The following is a 20,376-nucleotide window of genomic DNA, read 5'->3' as shown; positions in this document are numbered from 1 at the left end:
AGGGATTATATGTTAAATAATAAAGAAAATAAATTAATGAAATATGGTATGTATATTTGTGCAATATTATGGGCTGTATTTAGTATTGCTCCATTAATATTTACACTTATGTCATCTTTTAAAAGTACAAATCAAATATACGGTGATGCTTTTGCACTTCCAGAAAGTTTAGATTTTACTAATTATCAAACTGCAATAAATAAAGCAGATATTGCAAAGGCTGTGTTTAATTCATTTTTATTAGCTATTTCAACAACTATATTAGTAGTAATTTTAGCTACTTTAGTTGCTTATGTAATAACAAGAACAAAGTTTAAGCTTAGAAATTTAGTATTAATTTATTTTGTAATGGGATTAACTATTCCAATGCATACAACAATAATTCCAATTGCAGATATTATAAATAGATATGGATTTAAAAATCAATTTATACCACTTATATTTTTATATGCAACATTCCAATTACCTTTTGCGATATTTATGATGTCAGGTTATATGAAAGGAATAAGTAAGGAAATAGATGAAGCAGCAATTATTGATGGATGTGGACGTTTAAGATTATTATTTGGAATATTACTTCCTTTAAGTAAACCTGCAGCAGCAACAATTTCTATATTCTCATTTTTAGGAGTATATAACGAATTTATTTTTGGTCTTATGTTCTTAACTGATAAAGCAAAGTATACAATTTCAGTAGCTCTTATGAGTTTAAATGGAAGATATTCATCTGATAAGGGAGCAATATTTGCAGCTATATGTATGTTTATAATTCCAATAATAATAATTTATATAGCATGTCAAAAACATGTTGAAAAAGGAATTACAGCAGGAGCAGTTAAGGGATAAAAGAATAATTATTTTAAAATTGGGGGAGAAGAATTTATGAGTTATAAAACAAGAAGTAGACAAGTTCATTTAGATTTTCATACAAGTCCATTAATTGAAGGAATAGGTAAAGATTTTAATAAAGAAGAGTTTGGGGAAGTTTTAGAAAAAGCTAGAGTTAATTCAATAACATGCTTTGCAAGATGTCATCATGGTTATTTGTATTATGATTCAAAAATAAATAAAGAGAGAATTCATCCTAATTTAGTAAACAAAAACTTATTAAAGGAGCAAATAGAAGCTTGTCATGAAAGAAACATAAAGGCGCCAATATATTTACCAGTTCAATGGGATAAGTTTACTTATGATGAACATCCAGAGTGGGTTTCAAAAGATTTAGACGGCAATATAATTAAAGGTGAAGGTGGAAAACCAGGATTTTATGAATTTTTATGTGTTAATACACCTTACAGAGATTTTCTTAAAAATCATGTGAGAGAAATATTAGAAATGTTTCCAGAGGCAGATGGATTATTCTTTGATATAGTTATGGTTGTTCCTTGTGCTTGTGAAAATTGTAAAAAGAGTATGGAAGAGCTTGGAATAGATTATACAATAAAAGGTGAAAGATTAAAATTCTCAGAAAAGATGTTAAATGAATTTAAACATGAAATGACTGAGTTTGTAAAAGAAATAAATGAAAATGTAACTATATTTTATAATGGTTCTCATATAAGTCCAGCACTTAAGGATTCAATAGATTCTTATAGTCATATTGAAATTGAATCATTACCAAGTGGTGGATGGGGATATATGCATTTCCCTATAACAGTTAGATATGCTAGAAATTTAGGTAAAGATTGTTTAGGAATGACAGGTAAATTCCATACTTATTGGGGAGATTTTCATTCATTTAAAAATTTAGCAGCACTTCAATATGAATGTTTTAATATGTTAGCTCAAAATACAAAATGTTCAATTGGAGATCAATTAGACCCAAGTGGAAAAATTTCAAAAGAAGTTTATGATTTAATTGGAAAAGTTTATAGTGAAGTAGAACAAAAAGAACCATGGTGTGAAGATGCTAAGCAAGTTTGCGAAATTGCTGTATTTACTCCAGAAGAGTTTATAGATTATAATGCAGTTAGTCCATTTGGGCTAAAACCTGCAATAACTGGCGCAACTAGAATGTTACAAGAAGCATCTCTTCAATTTGATATTATTGATAGTAAAATGGATTTTAATAAGTACAAATTATTAGTTTTACCAGAAAGAACTATAGTAAATGATGAATTTAAAGAAAAATTAGAATCATTTGTAAGAAATGGTGGTAAAGTAATAGCCGTTAATGAAGGTGGATTAAATGAAGAAGGAAATAAGTTTAATCTTCCATTTTTAAAAGTTAATTATGAATCACAAGGAGAATTTGCACCAACATTTATAGTTCCTGAAGGAAATTTATCTAAAGATTTATATAATACAGAGTATGTTATGTATGAAGAATCATTAAAGGTTTCTGCACAAGATGGTGCTGAAGTTTTATCATATTCAATAGAGCCATATTTTAATAGAACACCAGAACATTTCTGTTCGCATCAACATGCACCAAGTAGTGGAAAAGTTTATGGTCCAGCTATAATTAAAGGAGATAACTCAATTTATTTTGCTCATAAAATCTTCTCACAATATCAAAGTTATGGTTCAGTATGGTGTAAAAAGTTATTTATAAATGCTATTGATATGCTACTTGATAATAGATTAGTTAAACATGACGGGCCAAGTACAATAATAAGTACTTTAAATGAGCAAGAAAAAGAAAGTAGATATATACTTCATCTTCTTCATTATGTTCCAGAAAGAAGATGTCAAAGAATTGATGTTATAGAGGATATAATTCCTATATATAATTTAAATTTAAATATGGTATTAGATAAAAATATTAAGTCAGTTAAATTAGTTCCACAAAATGAAAATGTAGATTTTAATATTATAGATGGAAAGTTAGAATTTACTGTTAATAAAATAAATGGACATCAAATGGTGGAAATAAGTTATTAAGAAATGGGGAAACATTTATGAAAAAAATAATTTCTATAGATATTGGAGGAACTTTTATTAAATATGGATTAGTTGACCATTTAGGAAATATTATAGATAGTGGAAAAAAGCCAACTAATAAAAGTGGTATAGAAAGTTTTGTAAATGAGTTATGTGAAATAATAGATTCATATAAAAGCAATAAAGATATTTTTGGTGTATCTATTAGCATGCCTGGTTTTATAAATAATAAAGAAGGTATTCCATTAGCTTGTAGTGCATTAAGATTTATAGAAAATTATAGATTAAAAGATGTTTTAGAATGGAAAAGTGGTTTTACTGTAAAGGTAGAAAATGATGCAAACTGTGTTGCTTTAGCGGAAAAGTTTAATGGAAATGCATCAGAATGTGAAGATTTTATATGTATAACTATAGGTACTGGAATAGGTGGAGGAATTTATTTAAATGATAATTTGATTAGAGGTAAGCAGTTTAAGGGCGGTGAGTTTTGTTATATGATAACAAAAGATAAGAAAAATTATCAAAGATTAAATGAAAATTCATCTATGACAGCACTAATTAATATGTATAAGGAATACAAAAATATAGATAGCAAAGAAAAGATACTTGGAGATAAGATATTTGAGGAAGCTGAGTATGATGAAAATATAAAAGCTATTATTAAAGAGTGGTATGGAAATATTGCAAGAATGATATATAATGTTTCTTCAATATTAAATCCTGAAAAAATTTTAATAGGTGGAGGGGTAAGTGCTAGAGAAGACTTAATAGATGAGTTAAATAAAGCACTTAATGAAATACCATGGTGGCACTTTGTTGAATGTAAAATAGAAAAGTGTAAGCATGAAAATGATGCAGGTTTAATTGGCGCTGCTTATAATTTCTTTAACCTTTAAATAATAAAGATAGAAAGTATAATTAATTGTACTTTCTATTTTTTATTTAAAATTAAGTTATTTAAAATTTATATATTATAAATAATTATAAAATGTTATAATCTATTTTATGTTTAATATTAAAAAAGAAAGTGAGAAAACTATGGATAAAGAATTAATAGATGTAGTACTTATAAATAATTTAGGAGCAGAAGAACTTTTAAATGAGTTATATGGAGAAAAATTAAATTCTAAAAAGACTATATTAGAATATATAGAACTTACAAGTGTTTTTAAGCAAGAAGATGTAGATTCAGAAAAGATACAAGAAACTTATAACTATATTTATGAATGTATAGAAGCGATGGGAAATGCAATAAAGCCAAATACTATGATGTATTTAAAAAATACACTTAAAGGAAAACTTGGAAAGTTAGTTAAAGATAAAGATCCAAAAAAGGAAAATAGCTTTATTAAGTTTTTTAAAAAAGCATATCCTGCAAAAGAAAGAAGAAAAAACTTTACGTGGGTTCTTATGGATATAAATAATATAAAAAGTGATCAAATATGGACTACTTTAACTTATATAAATAGAGAATTAATAAAAAATAATATAAAGTTATCTCAAGAAGAAAAGAAAGATATAATAACCATGATAGAAAAATTAGTAAGCAAAAATAATATAAAATATGTAAATCAGGTTAAAAGTATGGAAAAACTTATTAATGAGTTAAAAATAAAAGTAGTCAATAAAAAAGATGGATTTAAGGTAGAAAAAAGATAAAAATATAAATATATTATTTTAAAATGAAATACGCAATAAATTAAAAAGAATAGTTTATTAAAGTTTAAAATAAGAAGAATTTTGAAAATAATTAAAAGATAAATAAAAAGATACTATCACTAAATAATTAAATCTGTTTATGATAGTATCTTCTTCATTATTAATAATTATTATTTTATTGGATGAAATTTTATATCTGCATACTGCATAGGAATATAATTTTTATTAAATACTATTGGGTATTTATTGTTTTTATAAATAGCTTCCTCTATTAAATAAAATTGTTTTTCACAAGAAATAGGATGACTTTTTGTTACGAAGCTACCGGCTGTTGAAAATTTTATATCAACTAAGGCATCGGTGCATTCATTATATACTCTTTCTTCAACAAAATTTAAAAGCTCTTTTTTATTATTTAAATTAAGATTAAAAGAAGATATTGCTTCAATTGGCATTATTGTAAAGATATAAGCTATAGTGGTTCCTTTATGAATATACCATCTATCTATTCCAACAGTAGCTACAGATTCTTTTCCAAGAATTTTTGCAAAATAATCTGAAGGTGGTTGTATTTTTAAATCAAATTCAATATTATCAATTTCATGGTCTAAGCATTTATAGATAACATGTCCTATTTTTTCAAGACCTATTTTAGGAGCTGATGATTTTTTTGTTATAAAATTACCTTTTCCACGTATGTTTTTTATAAGACCATCATCTTGAAGCAATGATAATGCTTGACGCAGTGTACTTCTACTTACACCTAAAGTTTTAGCAAGATCAGGCTCAGATGGAAGTCTACTATGTTCAGAAAAGGAACCTTCTGTTATCATTTTAAAAAGTTTATTATAAACAGTTACATAGCGTAGTTCTTTTGCAGTGTCTATTACATTTATATTAATAGTATCCATTAAATCAACCTTTCTAATAATCGGACAAGTTGCATACAAGTTTGTTTTAAGTATTTGTTTTCTATAATATAAATTATAAAATATTTTAAAAAAATAGCAAATATAAAAAATGAAAAAAAGTGTAAACGATTGACAAGGGTTATAGTGCATGATATTATTTATATATAAATCATACAAGAAAATAGACAAGTTAAAGTTTTAAGTTTTAGGAGGCAATAAAAATGAGCAATGAACAAAATTCTAATAAAAAGTTAATTTATACAGAAGGTTCTGATAGACAATATCATATAGCAGTAGCACCAGGAGAAGTTGGAAGATATGTAATTATGCCAGGAGATCCAAAAAGATGTGCAAAAATTGCTAAATACTTTGATAATGCTGAACTTGTTGCAGATAACAGAGAATATGTAACTTACACTGGATATTTAGATGGTGTTAAAGTAAGTGTTACATCAACAGGTATTGGTGGTCCATCAGCTGCAATAGCTTTAGAAGAATTAGTTAATTGTGGAGCTGATACTTTCATAAGAGTAGGTACATGTGGTGGTATGGACCTTGATGTAAAAGGTGGAGATCTTGTAATAGCAACAGGTTCAATTAGAGCAGAAGGAACAACAAGAGAATATGTTCCAATAGAATTCCCAGCAGTAGCTAACTTAGATGTAGTTAATTCTTTAGTTTCAGCAGCTAAAACATTAAAAGCTCCTTATCATGTTGGAGTAGCGCAATCAAAAGATTCATTTTATGGACAACATTCACCAGAAACAAAACCAATAGGATATGATTTATTAAATAAATGGGATGCTTGGGTTAAATGTGGATGCTTAGCTTCAGAAATGGAAGGTGCAGCATTATTTATAGTAGGAAGTTACTTAAGAGTTAGAACAGGAGCTGTTTTCCTAACTGTAGCAAACCAAGAAAGAGAAAAGAGAGGACTTGAAAATGTTCAAGTTCATGATACAGAAAGAGCTATAAAGGTAGCAGTAGAAGCAATAAGAAATTTAATTAAATTAGATAAAGAAAATAGCAAATAGACGCAGGAAGAAGGTATTTTCAATATGGGAAAATATAAAAGAGTTTTTACAATAGTAATTGATTCACTAGGAATTGGCGCTATGCCTGATTCAGAAAAATATGGTGATGTAAATGTAGATACACTTGGACATATAGCTGAATCAGTAGAAAGTTTTAAAATTCCTAATCTACAAAAGATGGGAATATCAAATCTTCATAAAGTGAAGCATGTTGATAAAGTAGAAAAACCTTTAGGATATCAAATGAGAATGGGTGAAGCAAGTGTTGGTAAAGATACAATGACTGGACACTGGGAGATGATGGGTTTACACATTACAAAACCTTTTAAAACATTCACTGATACAGGATTTCCTAAAGAATTATTAGATGAATTATCAAAGAGAACTGGTCATAATATAGTTGGAAATAAAAGTGCTAGTGGAACAGAGATATTAGATGAACTTGGAGAACACCAAATGAAGACAGGAGATATGATTGTTTATACATCAGCAGATTCTGTACTTCAAATTTGTGGTCATGAAGAAACTTTTGGATTAGATGAGTTATATAGATGTTGTGAGATTGCAAGAGAAATAACTCTTAAAGATGAATGGAAAGTTGGAAGAATAATTGCAAGACCATATATTGGAGATAAAAAAGGAGCATTTAAACGTACTAGCAATAGACATGACTACGCATTAAAGCCATATGGAAGAACTGTACTTAATGAATTAAAAGATAATAATTTTGATGTAATTTCAGTAGGTAAAATCAAAGATATATTTGATGGTGAAGGAATTACAGAAGGAAATAAATCAAAAAGTTCAGTTCATGGAATGGAACAAACATTAGAAATAATGGATAGAGATTTTAATGGATTATGTTTTGTTAATTTAGTTGATTTTGATGCACTATGGGGACATAGAAGAAATCCAAAAGGTTATGCTGAAGAACTAGAAAAATTTGATGTTAATTTAGGGAAAGTATTAGATAAATTAAAAGATGATGATTTATTAATAATAACAGCAGATCATGGAAATGATCCAACATATAGTGGAACAGACCATACAAGAGAATATGTACCATTCTTAGCATATTCACCTTCAATGAAAGGCGATGGATTATTAGAGGATGCAAATACTTTTGCAACAATAGGTGCTACTATAGCAGATAACTTTGGTGTAAAAATGCCAGAAGGAACTATTGGAGAATCAGTATTAAACAAGTTAGACTAATAAAAAAAGAGAGTAGCTATAGTTACTCTCTTTTTTTATTTTAATATATTAATATAGACAAAAAACAATTCTAATAGTATAATTGATAATAATTTTCAATTAGAAATGAGGTGGTAGAATGAATAGTGTATTTACAGCTTTTTTATTAACATTAATAGCTGGATTAGCTACGGGGATAGGAAGTTTTATAGCTTTTTTTGCAAAAAAGACTAATACTAGATTTTTGTGTTTAAGTTTAGGATTTTCAGCAGGTGTAATGATATATGTTTCTATGATAGAAATATTCCAACAAGCAAATAAATCTCTTGTATTAGCTTTAGGGGAGAAAATTGGCAGTATAGTTAATGTAATAGCATTTTTTTGTGGGATTTTTATAATTGCAATTATAGACAAGTTAGTTCCTAGTGAAGAAAATCCTCATGAAATTAAAAAAATTGAAGATATAAATGAAGATAAAATTAATAAAAATAAATCTCTTTTAAGAACTGGAGTTTTTACTGCTATTGCAATTACAATTCATAATTTTCCAGAGGGACTTGCTACATTTGTTTCTGCATTAAATGATGTAAGTTTAGCAATACCAATAACAATAGCAATAGCTATTCATAATATTCCTGAAGGAATATCAGTGTCTGTACCTATTTACTATGCTACTGGAGATAAGAAAAAAGCATTTTTATATTCATTTCTTTCAGGTATGTCAGAGCCTCTAGGAGCAATAATTGGTTACACATTACTTAGAAATATCATAAATGATATAACATTAGGTATACTTTTATCATCTGTTGCAGGTATTATGGTATTTATATCATTAGATGAATTGTTGCCTACAGCTAGAAAATATGGGGAACATCATATATCTATATATGGATTAATTGCAGGAATGGCTGTAATGGCAATAAGTTTAATAATGTTTATTTAATCAGAAGTAGTAATATAGTTTAAGTTCTATTTATATATTAATTATAAATATATAAATAGGAGGATTATATGGGAAAACATAGATCAAAGAGATGTTACAATAATGAAGATAAATATATGACTAATAATGTAGGTAACCCAATAAGTAATGATAAGGATTCTTTAACTGTAGGAAAAAATGGACCAGCTTTATTAGAAGATTTAAATTTAATTGAAAAGTTAGCAAGTTTTGATAGAGAAAGGATACCAGAAAGGGTAGTTCATGCTAAAGGAGCTGGAGCTAAAGGTTATTTTGAATTAACTAGGTCAATGAAAGAATATACTATAGCAAAAGTTTTTACTGAAGTAGGTAAGAAGATACCAGTAGCAGTAAGATTTTCAACAGTAATTGGGGCTAGAGGCTCTGCTGATACGCTTAGGGATCCAAGGGGATTTGCAACAAAATTTTATACAGATGAAGGTATTTTAGATATAGTTGGTAATCATATACCGGTATTTTTTATAAGAGATGCTATGAAATTTCCGGATATGGTACATTCATTTAAACCATCTCCTGATAATAATTTAATGGATAAAAATAGATTTTGGGATTTTATTTCAAGTAGTCCTGAGTCAACTCATATGATAACTTTTCTTTTTTCAGATCTTGGAACTGTAAAAAGCTATAGAACAATGGGGGGATTTGGTGTAAATACTTATGTATGGGTTAATGATAAAGGAGAAAGGGTGTTTATAAAATACCATTGGGTTCCGCTTCTTGGTGTAAAAACTATTGATAGAAAAGAGGCAGAGATGCTTGCAGGTTTAGATCCTGATGTAGCAGTAAGAGATTTATATGAGCATATAGAAAAAGGAAATGTAGTTGAATATAAATTTAAAGTTCAAATTATGAAAGAAAGTCAAGTACAATCATTAGATTTTAATCCTTTGGATGCAACAAAAACTTGGCCAGAAGATAAGTTTCCGTTAATTGATGTAGGTAAAATGACTTTGAATGAAAATCCTAAAAATTTCTTTGGAGAAATTGAGCAAATAGCTTTTTGTCCAGCAAATTTAGTCCCTGGTATAGAATTATCAGCAGATAAGTTATTACAAGGAAGAGGATTTTCTTATAAAGATAGTCAAAGACATAGAATAGGTTCTAATTTTCAACAGTTACCTATAAACAGGCCTAAAGTTGATGTTATAAATAATACTCAAGATGGACAAATGAGATATTATTATAATGAAGGTAAAGTTAATTATAAGCCTAATAAATTAAATAATAATAAGCCTATTGATTATCCACAAGGTCATCAAAAACCAAAGTTTGTTGAGGGATATGTAGTTAGAGAAGAAATAGACAAAAATGATAATTTTAAACAAGCTGGTGAGAGATTTAGAACTATGAGTGAAAAAGAAAGAGAAACATTGATTGATAATATAATAGCAGATATGTGGGAAGTAGATTGCGAAATACAATTAAAGGCTATAGAAAATTTTAAAAATGTTGATCCTGAATTTGGTAGGAGAGTTAGTGAAGGGTTAAATTTAAAAGAATTATAATAGAGTATAAAACTGTTTAAGTAATTATTAATAATATATGTATACTATGACATAATTAATATAATTTGACTAATTTAGATATTATTAAAAAAATATATTTTTGAAAAGATGTTTATAAATATATAAGCATCTTTTTTATAAATTTTAAATTTTGATGTAAAATAATAGTAAGAATATATTAAATTTTTTGACTATATTAAAAATAAAATAAAAAGTATAATATTTTTAATTATTTTTAAAATGTTATCTTTAAAAATATTAAATTTCTAATGAAAATGTTGACATGGAATAAGTCAGAAGTTACAATAGGTTACAAGTAAAGGCTTACATTAGGGTGTATAATAAGGCTTTTAATGCTTTTAGGGAGGATTACTTATATTTTATTTTGTAAATTTATTGGAGGTTAATAATATGAAAGTACTTGTAATCAATTGTGGTAGTTCATCTTTGAAGTACCAATTAATAAATATGGAAAATGAGGAAGCAATAGCTACTGGTCTAGTAGAGAGAATTGGGTTAGAAGGATCTAGATTAGTTCATAAAAAAAATGGTGAAAAAAGCATTATAGAAGAATCAATAAAAGATCATAATGATGCTATAGAACTAGTTCTTAAAGCATTAATAGATGAAAACATTGGAGTAATATCAAGTTTAGATGAAATAAAAGCTGTTGGACATAGAGTTGTACATGGAGGAGAAAGATATTCAGAGTCAGTTGTAATTGATGAAGATGTTATAAAATATTTAGAAGAAATATCACCACTTGCACCACTTCATAATCCTGCTAATATTATAGGAATAAAAGCATGTCAAAAATTAATGCCAAATGTTCCGATGGTAGGAGTTTTTGATACAGCATTCCATCAAACATTACCTAAGAAGGCATATATATATGCTATTGATTATAATTTATATGATAAACATCAAATAAGAAAATATGGATTCCATGGAACTTCACATAAGTATGTATCACAAAAACTTGCAGATGCAATGGGTAAAGATATAAAGGACTTAAAAATTATAACTTGTCATTTAGGTAATGGAGCTAGTTTAGCTGCAGTTAAAAATGGAAAGTGTATAGAAACTTCAATGGGATTCACACCACTTGCTGGAGTTCCAATGGGGACAAGATCAGGTAATATAGATCCATCAATAATTCCTTTCTTAGTAAATGAATGTGGATATACTATGGAACAAGTTAATAATTCTTTAAATAAAGATTCAGGTGTTTTAGGAATATCAGGAGTAAGTTCAGATTTTAGAGATATTGAAGATGCCGCAGCAGAAGGAAATGAAAGAGCTCAACTTGCTTTAGATATATTCCACTATAAGATTAGAGAATTTATTGGATCATATATTATTGCTATGGGTGGAGTAGATGCAATAGCATTTACAGCAGGTGTTGGAGAAAACTCACCAGAAACTAGAGAAGAATGTTTAAAAGATTTAGAGTTTTTAGGAATTGAATTAGATAGAGAAAAGAATAAAGTAAGAGGAAAGTTAAGAGAAATTTCAACAGAGAATTCAAAAGTTAAAGCTTATGTTGTTCCAACTAATGAAGAACTTATGATTGCTAAAGAAACTGCAAATCTTATTTAATTTAAAAACAAAATATTTTATTAATAATGTGCTTTTAAGAAACTCTATAACTTTGTTATAGAGTTTTTTATAAATATTTAATTATAAGTGTTATTAAAATTTATATTTTTAAGTTAATTAATTTAAATTATATTATATATAAATAGTTGTTTAAAAATAATTTTATAATAATATAAGGCTTATATGAAAAAAGATAATAGTATTATTTAGAAATTAGTAGGAATTTAAATATAAATTTTGAATGAATTTATAGAATAATATTATTAGATAAATTTTAATTTTATTTCTATAATTTATATGTGATAAAAAAGATAGCTATTAAAAATGGCTATCTTTTTTTATGAAATTAATTTAATATTTTATATTTATAGGGAATATTATGTGAAGATATTATAGCTTAATTGAAAAAATAATAAAAAATAAATATGGAAAATATTACTTTGAAAATAAATTGTGATAATAATTGACTGATAGATAAAATAAATATATAATTACTTTACGATTATGATATTCATTATCATTTAAAAAAGGAATTGTAATTTAGGAGGAATATATTAATGAAGAAATTAAAATCGTTAATTTTGGTAGCAATATCGGTTATATCAATGGCTACATTTGTTGCATGTGGAAACACAAGTAAAGAAGATAATAAAGAATCAGTAAAAAGGGTTGTGAGTACTTTAAAAGGAGATATTGAAGTACCAACAAACCCTCAAAGAATAGTTGATATATCAGGAAGTAGTGAAGATTTAATAATTTTAGGATATACTCCTGTTGGAACAGCTAATATAGACTCGTATGACACAACTAAGGTTCCAAGTTATATGAGCGATAAATTTAAAGAAACTAAAGTTGTAGGACACTCAATGATGGAAACTATGGATATGGAAGCAATACTTTCTTGCAATCCAGATTTAATTATAATGAGTGAAAGACAAGAAAAAATCTATGATCAGTTAAAAGATATAGCTCCAACAATTATGATAAAAGATTATGCAAATGATTGGAGAAGTAGGTTAACTGATATTGGAAAGTTATTTGAAAAGGAGGATATAGCAAATACATGGCTTTCAAATTATGATAAAAAAGCAGAAGAATTAGGAAAAGAAGTAATAGCTAAAAATGCAAAAGAAACATATTTACCAGTACTTGCTAGCCAAGGGTCATTTTTAGTATTTACTGATGCTGGTATAGGTTCAATATTATATGATGATATGAAGTTATCTAGACCTGAAAATATGCCAAAGCAAGATAATATAACGCTTCCACAAGTTACTATGGAAGGATTAACTAAAATAGATGCTGATAATATTGTTGTAATTGCAGATGAATCAAATAAAAAAGATTTAGATAAAAGTAATGTTTGGTCACAAATAAGAGCAGTGAAAAATGGAAATGTTGTAATGCTTAATACAAGTCCATATTTTACTCAAGTATATAATCCTATAGGAAAAGAATTAATTTTAGAATCAATTAAAGAAGAATTATTAAAATAATTAAGAAGGTGGCAATAATAGAAGCCACCTTCTTAATTATAAGTTTATAAGTATAGTTTAGGAGGCTAAATGAATAAAAAAAGAAAGAGGAAGATAAATACATATAGCTTGATAGTAATAGGAACGATTTTATTGTTACTAGGACTTTGGATTTCTATATCATTTGGAGCTAAAGAAATAGATTTATTTACAATTTTAAAAAGCATATTCAATAATGGAGATGATGTAAATATAAAAATAATAAGAGATATAAGAATACCTAGGGCTCTTGTATCTGCGTTAGTTGGAGGGTTTTTAGCAGTTTCAGGAGCTATAATACAAGGGATAACAAGAAACCCAATAGCAGATCCTTCAGTAATGGGAATTACTCAAGGGGCAACCTTTACTATATCTATGGCTTTTGCTTTACAAATATTAAATCCCAAATTAGTTATAGGAAGTTTTGGACTTATGATATTTGCATTTTTTGGAGCAAGTATAAGTGGAGTTTTAGTTTATTTCATAAGTTCAAGAACAACTAGAAAAGTTAATCCTGTAAAATTAGCCTTATCTGGAACTGCAATAGGAACTTTATTAATATCTTTAGCTGTTGGAGTAGCAATGTATTTTAATTTATCACAACAATTAAGTTTCTGGATATCAGGTGGATTAATTGGGGTAAAATGGGAGAGTGTTTATTTATTAAGCATTATTGGAACTATTGGAGTTTTATTAGCAATGATAATTTCGCCTAAGATTACAATTTTAAGTTTAGGTGAAGAAGTTGCAATAGGTCTTGGTGAAAATACTAATAGAGTAAGATTAATTTCTATTTTTATAGTAATTTTATTAACTGGAGCATCTGTAGCTGTAGCTGGAAATATTATTTTTGTAGGTCTTATAGTTCCACAAATAGTCAAAAAAGTAGTTGGTTCAGATTTTAAATATATAATACCTACTTCTTTAATAGTTGGAGCTGTATTACTTGTATATGGGGACATTATATCAAGAATGATAAATCCACCATATGAAACACCCGTAGGGTCATTAACAGCTTTAATTGGAGCTCCAATATTTATATATTTAATTAGAAAAGGAGAGAGGTAATTAATGAGAAATAAAAAAAATATATTTATATTGTTAATTTTAATAGCTTTAATTTTTGCTACATTTTTAATTAGCTTAAACCTTGGATCTTTTTCTATGAATCCGTTAGAAGTAATAAAAACACTAATAGGACAAGGAAGTAAAAGTCATAATATAGTTATATTTGACATTAGATTACCTAGAATAATAATTGCATTATTAGTTGGAACAGCACTTGCAACAGCAGGTACGTTACTTCAAGGAGTTACTAAAAATGATTTGGCTGATTCAGGAATACTTGGAATAAACTCAGGTGCTGCACTTTTTGTAGTAGTATATATTTTTTTTATGAATGGTAATGTTTATGAAGGTGTAAGTAATTTTACCATATTTAATATGCCAATAGTGGCACTTTCAGGAGCTTTATTTGGGGCATTTTTAATTTACATTTTAGCATGGAAAAATGGAATAAGTTCTTCAAGATTGATTTTAGTAGGAATAGGTATTAACATAACTTTTTCATCAATACTTACTATATTTCAATTAAAATTTACTACACAAGAATTCAATAGAGTAATGGCATGGACACAGGGAAGTATATGGGGTTCAAATTGGAAATATGTTATGGCAATAGCACCATTAATAATTGTATTTATGACTCTTACAATATATAAATCAAGATATTTAGATATATTAAATTTAGGTGATGAAGTTTCAATTAATCTTGGAATAAATGTTGAAAGAGAAAGAGGAAAATTAATTATTTATGCAGTTATATTGGCTGGTGTTGCAACGTCTGTTGCAGGAAGTATATCTTTTTTGGGACTTATATCTCCACATATTGCAAGAAAATTAGTTGGTCCGAATCATAATACACTTATACCAATATCAGCACTTATTGGAACTTTAATTTTACTAATAGGAGATACAATTTCAAGAAATTTACTAGCACCAATAGAAGTTCCAGTAGGAATTGTAGTAGCTATAATAGGTGTTCCGTATTTTGTTTATTTAATGTTGTCAGAATAATGGAGGAATAAATAAGGATGAATTGTATAAAAACTAAAGATTTAAATATATCTTATGGAAATTTAGATATTGTAAAAAATCTGAATTTAGAAATACCAAGAGGAAAAATAACTACAATTATAGGAGCCAATGGATGTGGAAAATCTACTATTTTAAAAACATTAGGTAGAATAATTAAGCCTAAGAGTGGATTAATATATATAAATGGAAAAGAGATAAATAATCAAGATTCAAAAGAACTTGCAAAGGCTATGGCTGTATTACCTCAAAGTCCAAAGGCTCCAAATGGGTTAACAGTTGAGGAGTTAATTTCATATGGTAGATTTCCATATCAAAAAGGATTTGGAAAATTAAAAGATGAAGATAAAGAGATAATTAATTGGGCATTAGAAAAAACAAATATATTGGAGTTTAGAGATAGACCTATAGAGACATTATCAGGAGGTCAAAGACAAAGAGCGTGGATTGCAATGGCTTTGGCACAAGAAACTGATATTTTGTTACTTGATGAACCTACAACATATCTTGATTTAGCACATCAATTGGAGATTCTTAAGGTTTTAGAGGAACTTAACAAAAAAGAAGATAGAACTATAGTAATGGTAATACATGAATTAAATAATGCAGCTAGATTTGCAGATTATATGATTGGATTAAGAAAAGGTAAAATAATATGTACAGGTACTTCACATGAAGTTATGACAAAAGAAAATCTTAAAGAACTTTTTAATATTGATGCTGAGATAGTTAACGATCCAAGAAGTGGTAAGCCAGTTTGTATAACTTATGATATGGTATAAAACTATGTATACATAATTAAAGAGGTTTAAGAATGAAAAATTTAGAAAATTTAGCAGAAGAAAAGATTAGCAAATTAATTATTAAATATTCAATTCCAGCTATTTTGAGTATGTTAATAACTTCTCTTTATAACATTGTAGACAGAGTTTTTATTGGATCAATTAATGGTGTTGGAGCATTAGCTATAGCAGGGCTTGGAGTTACAATGCCTATATTTACTTTAATAGTATCATTTGGTGTTTTGATATCAATGGGAGCAACTACAAATATTGCAATAAAACTTGGAGAAGGAAATCATGAAGAAGCAGAAAAATACTTAGGAAATGCAGTACTTTTTTCAGTCATAATTTCAATTTTTATTATGATAATAGGACTAAATTTTATAAATCCTATATTAAATGTATTTGGGGCAAGCTATGATACTATAATTTATGCAAGAGAATATATTAGTGTAATACTTTTAGGGTCAGTTACTTGCATAACTGGATTTACATTAAATAATATTATAAGAGTAGATGGTAATCCAAAATTTGCTGCAAAAACTATGATATTAGGTTGTTTAATAAATATAATATTAGATCCAATATTTATATTTAAGTTTAATATGGGGATAAAAGGAGCGGCTATTGCAACTGTGCTTACTCAAGTTATTATATTCGCTATACTAATATATTATTTTTTAAGTGAAAAATCTACTATTAAAATAAGAAGATATAATTTAAAATTAGATTTTAAAATTATTAGAAAAATTATAATTTTAGGAATCTCACCTTTTATTATGGAACTTGCTACAAGCTTTGTTTCTTTAATAATGAATAATTACTTGAAAATATATGGAGGGGATTTAGCAATTGGTGCTATGACTGCAATTAATTCAATAATATTAATATTTATAATGCCTATTTTTGGAATAAATCAAGGTATTCAAGCTATTATAGGATATAATTATGGAGCAAAAAAATATAAAAGAGTTAAGGATACATTAAAATTATCTATTATATATTCAACAGTTATATCGATAGTAGGATTTTTATTAATTGAAATTTTCCCTAAAGTATTAGTTAGTGTATTTAGTAATGATTCACAGCTTATGGATGTGGCTATAATAGGAATTAGAGTATATTCATTAACGCTTCCTCTTATAGGAATTATACTTATTGGACCAGCGTATTTCCAAGCTATAGGTAAGATTAAGCAGTCAATGTTTTTATCAGTTCTTAGGCAGATTGTAGTATTAATTCCAATATTATTTATATTACCAAGATTTATTGGTTTAAGTGGGGTATGGTTAGCTCAGCCAATTACAGACTTAATAACAACTTTAATTATTGTAGTTTTATTAGTAACAGAATTCAAATTTAATAATAAGCAATAGTAAAAAAATAATTTTAAGGGATGAAATAATAATATATTTATAGAAAATAAATTAATTTACAGTTTACAATATTTTACATAACAAATTAAATGTATATGATAAATAAAAATATAAATAATAAATATTGGTTAAATATATCTAGATTTTTTAAATCTAGATATATTTTTACAAAAAATTAATAAAAATATAATAAAATGTTGACATAAAAACATTTACATGCTAATATTTGCTATATAATGCAAGAAAATGGTGAAAATACTTATCATTTTTTATTGAGGTAATACCTAAATTAACTTTAAAACTCTTATATTATAATGCTGAAATATTATAAAAATATTTTGGTTTAATTATGGTGTAAGAAATGCTTGATTTAGGTGTTTTTTTATATAAATTTAAGGTTAAAATTTTGTTTTAACAAAGTTAATTATAATAAAAAGGCGTTTAGGGGAGGATTTTATTTATGGCTTTTAGAATGAAAAAGAAAGGGATTATAACAACGGCTGTATTAACAGCAGTATTAGTTGGAAATTTAGGGGGAATAAATGTTTTAGCTAAAGATAAGAGAGATAAGGTTACTGATTTTAAAAATGTTCTTAATGTAACTGCAAATCCAACATCACAAATATATGGATCATATTCAACAAATAAATATAACAATTTCTCAGATATGGGGGCATGGCATGGTTACTATTTACCAACTAAAGATGCTAAAGATATATATGGTGGTTTTGCAGGTCCAGTAATAATTGGAGAAGAATATCCAACAAATATGTCTAAAACAATTAGTAAAATTATTATAGAAAATACAGAAACAAAAGAAAAATATGATTTAACTAAAGCAAAAAATGTAACTTTTAATTATTATCCAGGAAAATTGGTTCAAATATATGAAATGAAAGATTTTAACTTAACTTTAGAACTTATTTTTGCAAGTAATAGAAGTGCGCTTATACAAACAAAAATAGAAAATAAAACAAATAAGGAATTAAACTTAAATTTAAAATGGACAGGAAGTATATTTGGAGAGCTTAATACAGGAAATAAAGTTATAGATTTAAAACAAAGTTTAGAAGCAACAGACAAAGGAGTTCAAGTTAACTTTTCACAATTAAGAGATACATGGAATTTCTTCTCAACTCCAGAAACTAAGTTTACAGTTCAATATGATGGAGATGTAAAAACAGAAGTTGAAGGAAAGAATTATGTAACTACATTAAATGATGAAGTTATAATAAAACCTGAAAAAGAGTTTAAAACTTATTCAACTCAAACATATACTTTTACTAATGAAGAATTAAAAAATGAAAAGAAGAATTTAGACAAATACATAGGGAATGGAGATAAATATTTTGCAGAAAATAATAGTCGTTGGCAAGGATATCTAGATAAAACTTTTGAAGGAGTAGAAAGTACTAATAATCCAGAATATAAAAATGCTACTGTTAAGTCAATAGAAACTTTAATTACAAACTGGAGAAGTGCAGCAGGAGCAATTAAGCATGATGGTATAGTTCCTTCAATGTCATACAAGTGGTTTATTGGAATGTGGGCATGGGATTCATGGAAACAAGCTGTAGCTACAGCAAAATTTAATGGTAAACTTGCTCAAGATAATATAAAAGCTTTATTTGATTATCAAATTAAAGGAAATGATGATTTAAGACCACAAGATAAAGGAACTATAATAGACGCTATTTTCTACAATAAAGATGAAGCAAGAAATGGTGATGGTGGTAACTGGAATGAAAGAAATTCAAAGCCAGCATTAGCAGCATGGGCAGTTTGGAATGTTTATAAAGAAACTAATGATAAAGCATTTTTAGCAGAAATGTATCCTAAATTAGTTGAATATCATAACTGGTGGTATACAAATAGAGACCATGATAAAAATGGTATAGCAGAATATGGTGGAATGGTACATGATGCACATTGGTTATACGATGAAAATGGAAATATTGTGAAAGATGAAAAAGGAAATCCTAAATTTAATGAAGATGAAGTAATATTAGCAGCTGCTTGGGAAAGTGGTATGGATAATGCTACAAGATTTGATAAAGAAGGAGCTGGCGGAGAAGATGTTGGTGTAAAGGTATTTGAGAATAAAGATAAAAATGGAAAGCTTCTTGGATATTCAATAAATCAAGAATCAGTTGATTTAAATGCATATCTTTATGCAGAAAAGGGATTTTTAAAATCAATAGCAAATGAATTAGGAAAGTCATCTGATGCAAATAAATATGATAAAGAAGCAAAATATGTAAGAGAATATGTAAGTGAAAATATGTTTGATGAGAAAACAGGATTTTTCTATGATCTTCAAATAAGTGAAGATGGAAAGAAGAAAAATATGTTAGATGAAAGAGGAAAAGGAACAGAAGGATGGATTCCTTTATGGGCAAAAATGGCTACTAGAGAGGAAGCAGAAAAAGTTAAAGATAATATGGTCGATCCAGGAAAATTCGATACTTTTGTACCTTTCCCAACAGCATCAAAAGATAATTCAAAATATGACCCAAGTAAATATTGGAGAGGACCAGTATGGCTTGATCAAGCATTATATGGAGTAGAGGCTCTTCAAAATTATGGATATAACAAAGATGCTGAAAGAATGGCTAAAAAGTTATTTAATAATGCAGAAGGATTAATGGGGGATGGACCAATTAGAGAAAATTATAATCCAGAAACAGGAGAAGGTCTTCATACTAAAAACTTTAGTTGGTCAGCATCAGCATATTATTTAATGTATAAGAATACTTTAACTTCAAAAAATACTACATCACAAGAAGCAATAGCAATTCCAACATCAAATAATAATGAAGAAAACAAACCAGAACACAAACCAG

At 27.2% G+C, this 20,376-nt stretch carries 16 protein-coding genes; 15 read left to right on the top strand and 1 reads right to left on the bottom strand.

The genetic code is table 11. The features are described 5' to 3' along the window. Positions 1-9 precede the first annotated feature (9 nt). From Q4E08_RS06725 to Q4E08_RS06710, 4 genes are all read left to right on the top strand, one after another. The gene (locus tag Q4E08_RS06725) at positions 10-846 is read left to right on the top strand and encodes a carbohydrate ABC transporter permease (protein ID WP_303129541.1); all 837 of its coding nucleotides are present in this window, start codon (positions 10-12) and stop codon (positions 844-846) included. Positions 847-882: 36 nt separating this feature from the next. After that, entirely contained in the window at positions 883-2,883 is a 2,001-nt protein-coding gene (locus tag Q4E08_RS06720) for a beta-galactosidase trimerization domain-containing protein (RefSeq protein ID WP_303129540.1), read from the top strand. Positions 2,884-2,900: 17 nt separating this feature from the next. Beyond that, a complete protein-coding gene (locus Q4E08_RS06715) occupies positions 2,901-3,779 on the top strand; it encodes an ROK family protein (protein ID WP_303129539.1) in 879 nt (292 codons plus the stop codon). A 109-nt stretch (positions 3,780-3,888) separates the two neighbouring features. Further along, positions 3,889-4,542: a hypothetical protein gene (locus Q4E08_RS06710; RefSeq protein WP_303129538.1), complete on the top strand. Its 654-nt coding sequence runs from the start codon at positions 3,889-3,891 to the stop codon at positions 4,540-4,542. A gap of 170 nt (positions 4,543-4,712) precedes the next feature. Here the strand turns inward: Q4E08_RS06710 and Q4E08_RS06705 are convergent, their stop codons facing one another. Beyond that, entirely contained in the window at positions 4,713-5,453 is a 741-nt protein-coding gene (locus Q4E08_RS06705; protein WP_303129537.1) for a GntR family transcriptional regulator, read from the bottom strand. Positions 5,454-5,674: 221 nt separating this feature from the next. Between Q4E08_RS06705 and udp the strand changes: the two genes are divergently transcribed. From udp to ygjK, 11 genes are all read left to right on the top strand, one after another. Further along, positions 5,675-6,487: a uridine phosphorylase gene (udp, locus tag Q4E08_RS06700; protein ID WP_303129536.1), complete on the top strand. Its 813-nt coding sequence runs from the start codon at positions 5,675-5,677 to the stop codon at positions 6,485-6,487. Positions 6,488-6,511: 24 nt separating this feature from the next. After that, positions 6,512-7,702, top strand: a complete 1,191-nt coding sequence (locus Q4E08_RS06695) for a phosphopentomutase (RefSeq protein ID WP_303129535.1) — start codon at positions 6,512-6,514, stop codon at positions 7,700-7,702. A 118-nt stretch (positions 7,703-7,820) separates the two neighbouring features. Further along, the gene (zupT, locus tag Q4E08_RS06690; protein WP_303129534.1) at positions 7,821-8,624 is read left to right on the top strand and encodes a zinc transporter ZupT; all 804 of its coding nucleotides are present in this window, start codon (positions 7,821-7,823) and stop codon (positions 8,622-8,624) included. A gap of 68 nt (positions 8,625-8,692) precedes the next feature. Beyond that, positions 8,693-10,168 (top strand): catalase, encoded by a 1,476-nt coding sequence (locus tag Q4E08_RS06685; protein ID WP_303129533.1) that lies wholly within the window; start codon positions 8,693-8,695, stop codon positions 10,166-10,168. 411 nt (positions 10,169-10,579) lie between these two features. Next, the gene (locus tag Q4E08_RS06680) at positions 10,580-11,767 is read left to right on the top strand and encodes an acetate/propionate family kinase (RefSeq protein WP_303129532.1); all 1,188 of its coding nucleotides are present in this window, start codon (positions 10,580-10,582) and stop codon (positions 11,765-11,767) included. A gap of 557 nt (positions 11,768-12,324) precedes the next feature. Next, positions 12,325-13,263 (top strand): ABC transporter substrate-binding protein, encoded by a 939-nt coding sequence (locus tag Q4E08_RS06675; RefSeq protein WP_303129531.1) that lies wholly within the window; start codon positions 12,325-12,327, stop codon positions 13,261-13,263. A 69-nt stretch (positions 13,264-13,332) separates the two neighbouring features. Further along, entirely contained in the window at positions 13,333-14,349 is a 1,017-nt protein-coding gene (locus Q4E08_RS06670; protein ID WP_303129530.1) for an iron ABC transporter permease, read from the top strand. 3 nt (positions 14,350-14,352) lie between these two features. Beyond that, positions 14,353-15,357, top strand: a complete 1,005-nt coding sequence (locus tag Q4E08_RS06665) for an iron ABC transporter permease (RefSeq protein WP_303129529.1) — start codon at positions 14,353-14,355, stop codon at positions 15,355-15,357. Between the two features lie 17 nt (positions 15,358-15,374). Beyond that, positions 15,375-16,157 carry an ABC transporter ATP-binding protein gene (locus tag Q4E08_RS06660; RefSeq protein ID WP_303129528.1) on the top strand — a complete coding sequence of 261 codons (783 nt, stop codon included), beginning with the start codon at positions 15,375-15,377 and terminating at the stop codon, positions 16,155-16,157. A 32-nt stretch (positions 16,158-16,189) separates the two neighbouring features. Next, positions 16,190-17,533, top strand: a complete 1,344-nt coding sequence (locus Q4E08_RS06655; RefSeq protein ID WP_303129527.1) for an MATE family efflux transporter — start codon at positions 16,190-16,192, stop codon at positions 17,531-17,533. A 460-nt stretch (positions 17,534-17,993) separates the two neighbouring features. After that, on the top strand, positions 17,994-20,376 hold a 2,383-nt coding region (ygjK, locus tag Q4E08_RS06650; RefSeq protein WP_303129526.1), incomplete at its 3' end, for an alpha-glucosidase.

The sequence above is a fragment of the Clostridium sp. genome (assembly GCF_030532265.1).
GTDB lineage: Bacteria > Bacillota > Clostridia > Clostridiales > Clostridiaceae > Clostridium.
Note: the sequence above shows the minus strand (reverse complement) of the source record. Positions and strands in the feature narration are given on the sequence as shown.

Coding starts and splice junctions, on each gene's coding strand:
- zupT (WP_303129534.1), top strand. CDS start 7,821: ATGAATAGTGTATTTACAGCTTTTTTATTAACATTAATAGCTGGATTA.
- Q4E08_RS06670 (WP_303129530.1), top strand. CDS start 13,333: ATGAATAAAAAAAGAAAGAGGAAGATAAATACATATAGCTTGATAGTA.
- Q4E08_RS06665 (WP_303129529.1), top strand. CDS start 14,353: ATGAGAAATAAAAAAAATATATTTATATTGTTAATTTTAATAGCTTTA.
- Q4E08_RS06655 (WP_303129527.1), top strand. CDS start 16,190: ATGAAAAATTTAGAAAATTTAGCAGAAGAAAAGATTAGCAAATTAATT.
- Q4E08_RS06695 (WP_303129535.1), top strand. CDS start 6,512: ATGGGAAAATATAAAAGAGTTTTTACAATAGTAATTGATTCACTAGGA.
- Q4E08_RS06675 (WP_303129531.1), top strand. CDS start 12,325: ATGAAGAAATTAAAATCGTTAATTTTGGTAGCAATATCGGTTATATCA.
- Q4E08_RS06725 (WP_303129541.1), top strand. CDS start 10: ATGTTAAATAATAAAGAAAATAAATTAATGAAATATGGTATGTATATT.
- Q4E08_RS06710 (WP_303129538.1), top strand. CDS start 3,889: ATGTTTAATATTAAAAAAGAAAGTGAGAAAACTATGGATAAAGAATTA.
- Q4E08_RS06680 (WP_303129532.1), top strand. CDS start 10,580: ATGAAAGTACTTGTAATCAATTGTGGTAGTTCATCTTTGAAGTACCAA.
- Q4E08_RS06685 (WP_303129533.1), top strand. CDS start 8,693: ATGGGAAAACATAGATCAAAGAGATGTTACAATAATGAAGATAAATAT.
- udp (WP_303129536.1), top strand. CDS start 5,675: ATGAGCAATGAACAAAATTCTAATAAAAAGTTAATTTATACAGAAGGT.
- Q4E08_RS06720 (WP_303129540.1), top strand. CDS start 883: ATGAGTTATAAAACAAGAAGTAGACAAGTTCATTTAGATTTTCATACA.
- Q4E08_RS06715 (WP_303129539.1), top strand. CDS start 2,901: ATGAAAAAAATAATTTCTATAGATATTGGAGGAACTTTTATTAAATAT.
- Q4E08_RS06705 (WP_303129537.1), bottom strand. CDS start 5,453: ATGGATACTATTAATATAAATGTAATAGACACTGCAAAAGAACTACGC.
- Q4E08_RS06660 (WP_303129528.1), top strand. CDS start 15,375: ATGAATTGTATAAAAACTAAAGATTTAAATATATCTTATGGAAATTTA.